The following is a 6420-nucleotide window of genomic DNA, read 5'->3' as shown; positions in this document are numbered from 1 at the left end:
TCCGAGCGCGGGCCCTTCCGCGAGGGCCCGCGTCGATCCCGACAGGACGGCGCCGATCTCTGCTCCCGCGCACGGGACGAGGGGCCGCGGCGGCGGGGACCCGGAGCGCGCGGCGCTCCCGGTCCGCGGCGGGCGCAGGGGCGCGTCGGATCAGGGATCGCGCGCCGATCCGGCCGGGGCCGACGCTGGCGGGGTCACGGCGGCCGTCCGACGCGGATGCTCGGGCGCGGTCCCGTCGCGTCTGGACCCGCCGCCCCGCGTGGGGGCGACCGCCGGCGAGAGGCTCACCACCGGTATGTGAGGGTCCCGAACACGTTGCGCGGCTCGCTGTGCCGGCAGCCATTCACCGTGACGCAGGTGACGTAGGAATGGTCGAGGACGTTGCGGGCGTTGATCTGGGCGCGCCATCCCTTGAGGCTCGGGTCGGCGACGCCGAAATCGTAGAGCGCCACGAGGTCGAACAGGGTCGCCGCGCGCGAGTCGAAGGTCGCGCCCGAGATGTTCGAGCTGCCGACGTAGCGCACGCCGCCGCCGAGCCGCAGGCCCGGGATCCCGAATAGGCCCATGTCGTAGGTGCCGAACACGCCGGCTTGGTTGTAGGGCACGAGGTCGAGGCGCTGGTTGAAGTTCGCCGCGACCGTGGTCCGCGTCTGCCGGGCATCGGTGTACGAGTAGGAGGCGACCGCCTCCAGCGGGCCGAAATTCGTCCGCGCCTCGGCCTCGAAGCCCTGCGAGCGGACCTGCCCGGCCTGCGTGCTGAAGACCGGGTTGACCGGGTCCGCCACCAGCGCGTTCGTCTGGTTGATCCGGTAGAACGCGGCGCTGAGCAGGGTGTCGGCGCCCGGGACCTCCCAGCGCAGGCCGCCCTCGTACTGCTCGCCGAGCGACGGCTGGAAGGGATTTCCGTTCCGGTCGGTGACCGCGAAGGTCTGGAAGGACTGGCTGTAGGAGACGTAGGGCGCCAGCCCGTAATCGCCGAGATAGAGCAGGCCGAGCCGCCCGCTGAAGGCGCTGTCGTTCTGATCGAGCTGCGCGCCGGTGCGGTAGGTGAGGACCTGCGTGCGCGCGAAGTCCTGGCGGCCGCCGGCCAGGAAGACGAAGCGGTCGAACCTGACCTGATCCTGGACGTAGATACCGACTTGGTCGAGCAGGCTCTTCGAGCCGGTGTTGATCGCGTAATTGATCCGCGGGTAGGTCAGGCCGTAGACCGGGGCGTAGACGTTCAGATTGCCGACGGTGCCGTTGGTGTAGCGCTCCGAGTTCAGGAAGCTGCGGTAGTAGTCGATGCCGGTCAGCAGCGTGTGCGCGGTCGGGCCGATGACGAACTTCGTCTCGAGCGAGGTGTCCGACGCCACGCCCGTCGCGTTCTCGTTGCGCATGCTGATGCCGCGCGTCGCGACCTGCCGGTTCGCCAGCAGCCCGTTCGGGAGCAGGTAGTCCCAGTCGACCCCCGACTGGTAGTAGCGCAAGGCGTGGCGCAGCCGGACCGAGTCCGAGAAGGCGTGGTCGATCTGGTAGCCGATCGCGCCCGACCGGGAATCGTACCGGTCGAAGGCGGGCTCGCCGTAGAACCGGTCGATGGCGAAGCGGGGGAACCGGCCGTTGGGCAGCAGCGTGCCGACCGCCGAGAGCGGCGGCTGGAAGCGCGTGTGGATCTCCTGATAGTAGCCGAGCAGCGTGACGGAGGTCGCCGTCGACGGCCGCCACGTTATCGCGGGCGCGATGTAGCGCTTGTCGTCGGGCGTGTACGCGAGATAGCTGTCGCTGTTCCGGATCAGCCCGGTCAGCCGGTAGGACCACGCGCCGTCGTCGGTGAGCGGTCCGGTGAAATCGCCCGACACTTCCTTGCGATTGTACTGGCCGAAACTGACGTTCATCTCGTTGAACGGTGTCTGGAGCGGATGCTTGCTGACGGCGTTGACGATGCCGCCGGGCGAGAGCTGGCCGTACAGGATCGACGCCGCGCCCTTGAGGACCTCCAGGCGCTCCAGCCCGTACGGCTCCTGCGTCCCGTCATAGACGCCCGATTGCAGCTTCAGACCGTCGCGCAGCAGCCCCGAGTTGCCCGCCTCGACGGTGAAGCCGCGGATCGTGAAGCCGTCGGAGACCTTGGCGAAGCCGCCCACGGCCTGGCTGCTCAGGCCGGGCGTGTAGGCCAGGGCCTCGGCCAGCGTCGAGGCCCCCTCGTCGCGAATCTGACGGGCGCCCACGACGTTGATCGTCTGCGGCGTCTCGATGATCGGCGTGTCCGTCTTCGTGCCGGACGCGCTCGCCTTGGCGACGTAACCGTTGACCGGCCCGGTCGCCGTGTTGGGCGACAATCCTCCCTGTCCGACAACCTGGATCTCGTCGAGGGTGACAGCAGTCTGTCCGCCGCTCACCGGCTGCGCGGCCAATTCGTCGGCGGGCAACGAGATACCGACGGCCGCCGACAGCAGGAGCGGCCCCCAATACGGGAGGCGCTTCTGTGGTCGATCGGACGGAGCGGGAGCGAAATCGACGCACATGCAGGCAACTCTTGGGCGCTGCAGCCGCCGCGGTCGGATTCGGCTGCGAGACCTCCATCTGCGCGGCCGCCGCACAGGAACGCAATAGGTCAAGCTCGCCTGTGAGCCTATAACGGCAGTTCAGTTGCAGATCAGAGACAAAATCAACATGTAATAATTCTAATTTGCGAGATTTCCCCGGACTGACCCGTCGGGACGAGTCGCGTGAGATCGGCGGAAAAGAGTTGCGCGCAACCTCTCTACTGCGATGTGCTAGTCCTCGCAGGACAACCCGGCAGGGATGGCGGGATCGACGTGATCCGTGACGCGGGCGCGGGGGCCCGCCGAACATCGCCCGGCTCGGGGCCCGGCTCGGGGCCCGGATCGACGCCCGCTCTCAGACGGCCCAGTCCGCCGCCAGCGCGGCGGCCGCGTACCGGGCGCGCGCCGCGGCGTCGCGCGGGAGCCCGGCGCGCTCGCACCACGCCGCGAAGATCTCCGGCTCGACCGGCACGCGCACGACCTCGACGCCGCTGCGCTGCACCTCCCGTTCCATCTGCTCCGTGGCGACGCGCCAGGTCTCGTAGTCGGGGGGCAGCTTGGCGCCGTCCGCGAGGCTGGTGCGCAGGGCTGGGTACTGCTCCGGGGTGTACCAGGGCAGTCCGACGCGGCGGGGGCGGTCCATCTGGGCTCTTCGAACGGTCACGCTGAACGACCGTCAACGGTCATGGGCGGCCTCTGGTTCGAACCCGCATCGCGATCAGGCCGCGGCGGCCTCGCCCCTCACCGTCTCGGGCTTCCGCGTGCGGCTCGGCCGGCGCCGAGGTCCGGGATGTCCAGATCGAGGAGCGCGGCGCCGAGGCTCTTGCCGTGCGCGTCGAGGGCCAGGGAGCGGGTGACGCCGCCGCCGAGCGCCCCCGTGAGCACGAAGTTCAGCGCCCCGAGCTTCGGCAGCGCGTAGCGGGTCACGTCGCCGGTCACGATCCCGCGGAAATGCGCCCGCACCCGCTCGGCCGTGACGTGCGCCGCGAGGTGCTCGTAATCGGCCGCGTCGTAGGCGATCAGCGCGATGTTCGATGTGTTGCCCTTGTCGCCCGTGCGGGCATGGGCGAGCGCGCGCAGCTTCATCCTCGGGTCTCCCGGCTCTCAGGCTTCGACGACGTGCACGCGCGGCCGAGCGAGGGCGGCCGGGACGAGGACCGACTGCACCGCCACCACCTCGCGGGCCGATTTCCAGGCGCCGCCGCCGCCGGCCGGGCCGTTGGTGTAGAGCGTCTCGACCTCGTTGCCGATCCGCACGGCCTCGGCGTGGGTCTCGGTCCGCCCGGCGACCCGCAGGCGGACCTCGTAGGGCTCCCGCTCGCCCGACAGCGCCGCGCCGTGGAGCGCGTCGACGCCGATCAGGTCGCAGCGCAGCTCGGTCGTCGCCACGCCGGTGAGGGCGAGGCGCTTGCGCACCACCGACAGGGCGAGCCGGCCGCGGGCCAGGGCGCCGGGCCCGGCGTAGGAGATCTGCCCCTCGCCGATATAGGAATCCACGTACCCAACCGAGACCTTCAGGAGGCCCGTCGCCGGCGCGCCCGTCGCGCCGCGCACCCGGACGCGGTCGGGGCCGACCTGCTCCATCTCGACCTCGGAGAAGTCGCCGACCACATCCGGCTGGATGTAGCGCGCCGGGTCGTGCACCTCGTAGAGCAGCTGCTCCTTGCAGGTGGCGAGGCTGATCCGGCCGCCCGAACCCGCGACCTTCGTGATCTCGACCGTGCCGTCCTCGGCCACGATCCCGATGGGGAAGCCGAGGCGCGCGAGGTCCGGTACGTCCTTGCAGCCCGGATCGGCGAAGTAGCCGCCGGTGATCTGGCCGGCGCATTCGAGGAGGTGGCCCGCGAGGGTGCCGCGGCCCAGGCGCTCCCAGTCGTTCATTGCCCAGCCGAAGGCGTGCACCAGGGGGGCCAGGAACAGGGCCGGATCGCCGACGCGGCCGGTGATGACCACGTCGGCGCCGTCCGCGAGGGCGGCCACGATCGGCGCCGCGCCGAGATAGGCGTTCGCCGAGACGACGCGGTTGCCGAGGCCGGCGACCGGCTCGCCGCTCTCCTCCAGGACGAAGTCGCCCGCCCGCACCGCGTCGAGCAGGTCGTCGCCGGTCACCGCGGCGATCCGCAGGCCGGCGAGGCCCATCTCCCGCGCGAGCGCCCCGGCCTTCCGGGCGGCGGCGACCGGGTTGGCCGCGCCCATGTTGGTGACGATGCGGATGCCGCGGGCCCGGCACGGCCCGAGCACGGCCCGCAGGCGCGCCTCCAGCAGCGGATCGTAGCCGCCCTCGGGGTCGCGCAGCTTCGCCTGCTGCGCCAGCGCGATGGTGCGCTCGGCGAGGCACTCGAACACGAGGTAGTCGAGGTCGCCGCGCTCGGCGAGTTCGACGGCGGGCTCGATGCGGTCTCCGGCATAGCCGGCGCCGGCGCCGAGGCGGACGGTTCTCATGGCGCGCTCTCCGCTGTCAGAGGGGTTCAGATGGGGAAGACGCCGAAGACGACGCAGGCGAGGGTCATCACCACCGAGGCCGCCAGCAGGAACGGGAAGGTGAATCTCTGGTGGTCGGCGAGGTCGATCCCGGTCAGGCCGCAGACCAGGAAGGTCGCGGGCGTCAGCGGGCTGACGGGGAAGCCCGTCGTCATCTGGCCGAGCAGCGCCCCCTGGGCGACCTGCACCGGCGGGACGCCGAGCTGGTGGGCCACCTCCGCCACCACCGGCAGGACGCCGAAGTAGAACGAGTCCGGGTCGAACAGCATCGACAGGGGCATCGACACGAGGCCGAGCCCGAACGGGATGTGGCGCCCCATCTCGGGAGGCACGAAGGTGACGGCCGTCTGGGCCATGGCCCTGAGCATGCCGGTGCCCTGCATGATCCCGGTGAACACGCCGGCGGCGAGGAGGATCGAGGCCATCAGGATCGCGGCCCTGGCGTGCGCGTCGACGCGCTGCCGCTGGGCGTCGACCTGCGGGTAGTTGATGACCAGCGCGAGCGCCGTGCCGAGCATGAACATCAGCGCCGGCGGCACCTTCTCGGCCAGGAACACCATCGTCCCGAGGACCGCGGCCGTGAGGACGATGTTGATCCAGAAGCGGTCGGGCCGGCGCAGGGCCCGCTCCGCGTCGCTGAGGGTCCTGGCTGTCGTGGCCGGGCCGGGCGCGGCCCCCGCGGACCTCGTCGCCCCGGGGACGAGGGCCAGACGGCGCTCCTCCCGCAGGCCTAGCCAGTACGAGGCGGCGAAGATGAAGACGAGCCCGACCGCCTGTACCGGCACGAGGGGCGAGAAGATCTCGGGGATCGGCAGCTTGAGGGCGGCGGAGGCGCGGATCATCGGCCCGGTCCAGGGCAGGAAGTTCACGCCCGCCGCCATCGAGGCGGCGCAGGCCAGGATGCGCCGGTCGATGCCGACGCGGTCGTAGAGCGGCAGCATCGCCGGGATGGTGATCAGGAACGTCACCGCGCCCGACCCGTCGAGGTGAATCAGCAGCGCCAGCAGGGTGGTGCCGGGCACGATCCGGGTGGGGCGGGTGCCGACCCGGGCCAGGATCCGGTCGATGATCGGGTCGAGCATCCCGGCATCGCTGACGATGCCGAAGAACAGGATCGCGAACACGAACATGCCGACGACGCCCGCGAGGCTCTGCAGGCCCGCGAGGACGAACTTGCCGGTGTCGAATCCGAACCCGCCGATCAGGGCGGCCGCGACCGGAATGACGATCAGCGCCACGAGGGGCGACATCCGCTTGGTCAGGATGACGGCGAGCAGCAGCGCGATCGTGCACAGGCCGAGCAGGGCCAGCATCCGTTCCTCCCGTTGGCGCCGGCGCGGTTCGGATCCGCGCCTGTATCGGGTCAGGAAACGGCGGACGGCTTCATGATACAATTGAAAAGATCGGATCG

The 6420-nt window shown here is 70.9% G+C and carries 5 protein-coding genes; all 5 read right to left on the bottom strand.

What is annotated here, in order from left to right:
* Positions 1-284 precede the first annotated feature (284 nt).
* A complete protein-coding gene (locus tag ACX9MN_RS26945; protein ID WP_489725937.1) occupies positions 285-2321 on the bottom strand; it encodes a TonB-dependent siderophore receptor in 2037 nt (678 codons plus the stop codon).
* Between the two features lie 562 nt (positions 2322-2883).
* Entirely contained in the window at positions 2884-3171 is a 288-nt protein-coding gene (locus ACX9MN_RS26940; protein WP_020094334.1) for a DUF8829 domain-containing protein, read from the bottom strand.
* Between the two features lie 98 nt (positions 3172-3269).
* Positions 3270-3614 (bottom strand): AtuA-related protein, encoded by a 345-nt coding sequence (locus ACX9MN_RS26935; RefSeq protein WP_091980715.1) that lies wholly within the window; start codon positions 3612-3614, stop codon positions 3270-3272.
* Positions 3615-3632: 18 nt separating this feature from the next.
* The gene (locus tag ACX9MN_RS26930) at positions 3633-4970 is read right to left on the bottom strand and encodes an acyclic terpene utilization AtuA family protein (RefSeq protein WP_489725936.1); all 1338 of its coding nucleotides are present in this window, start codon (positions 4968-4970) and stop codon (positions 3633-3635) included.
* A gap of 26 nt (positions 4971-4996) precedes the next feature.
* Positions 4997-6322, bottom strand: coding sequence for a CitMHS family transporter (locus ACX9MN_RS26925; protein ID WP_489725935.1), 1326 nt, complete (start codon positions 6320-6322; stop codon positions 4997-4999).
* Positions 6323-6420 lie beyond the last annotated feature (98 nt).

The sequence above is a fragment of the Methylobacterium sp. 1A genome (assembly GCF_058072805.1).
This window is presented reverse-complemented; position numbering and strand designations above follow the sequence as displayed.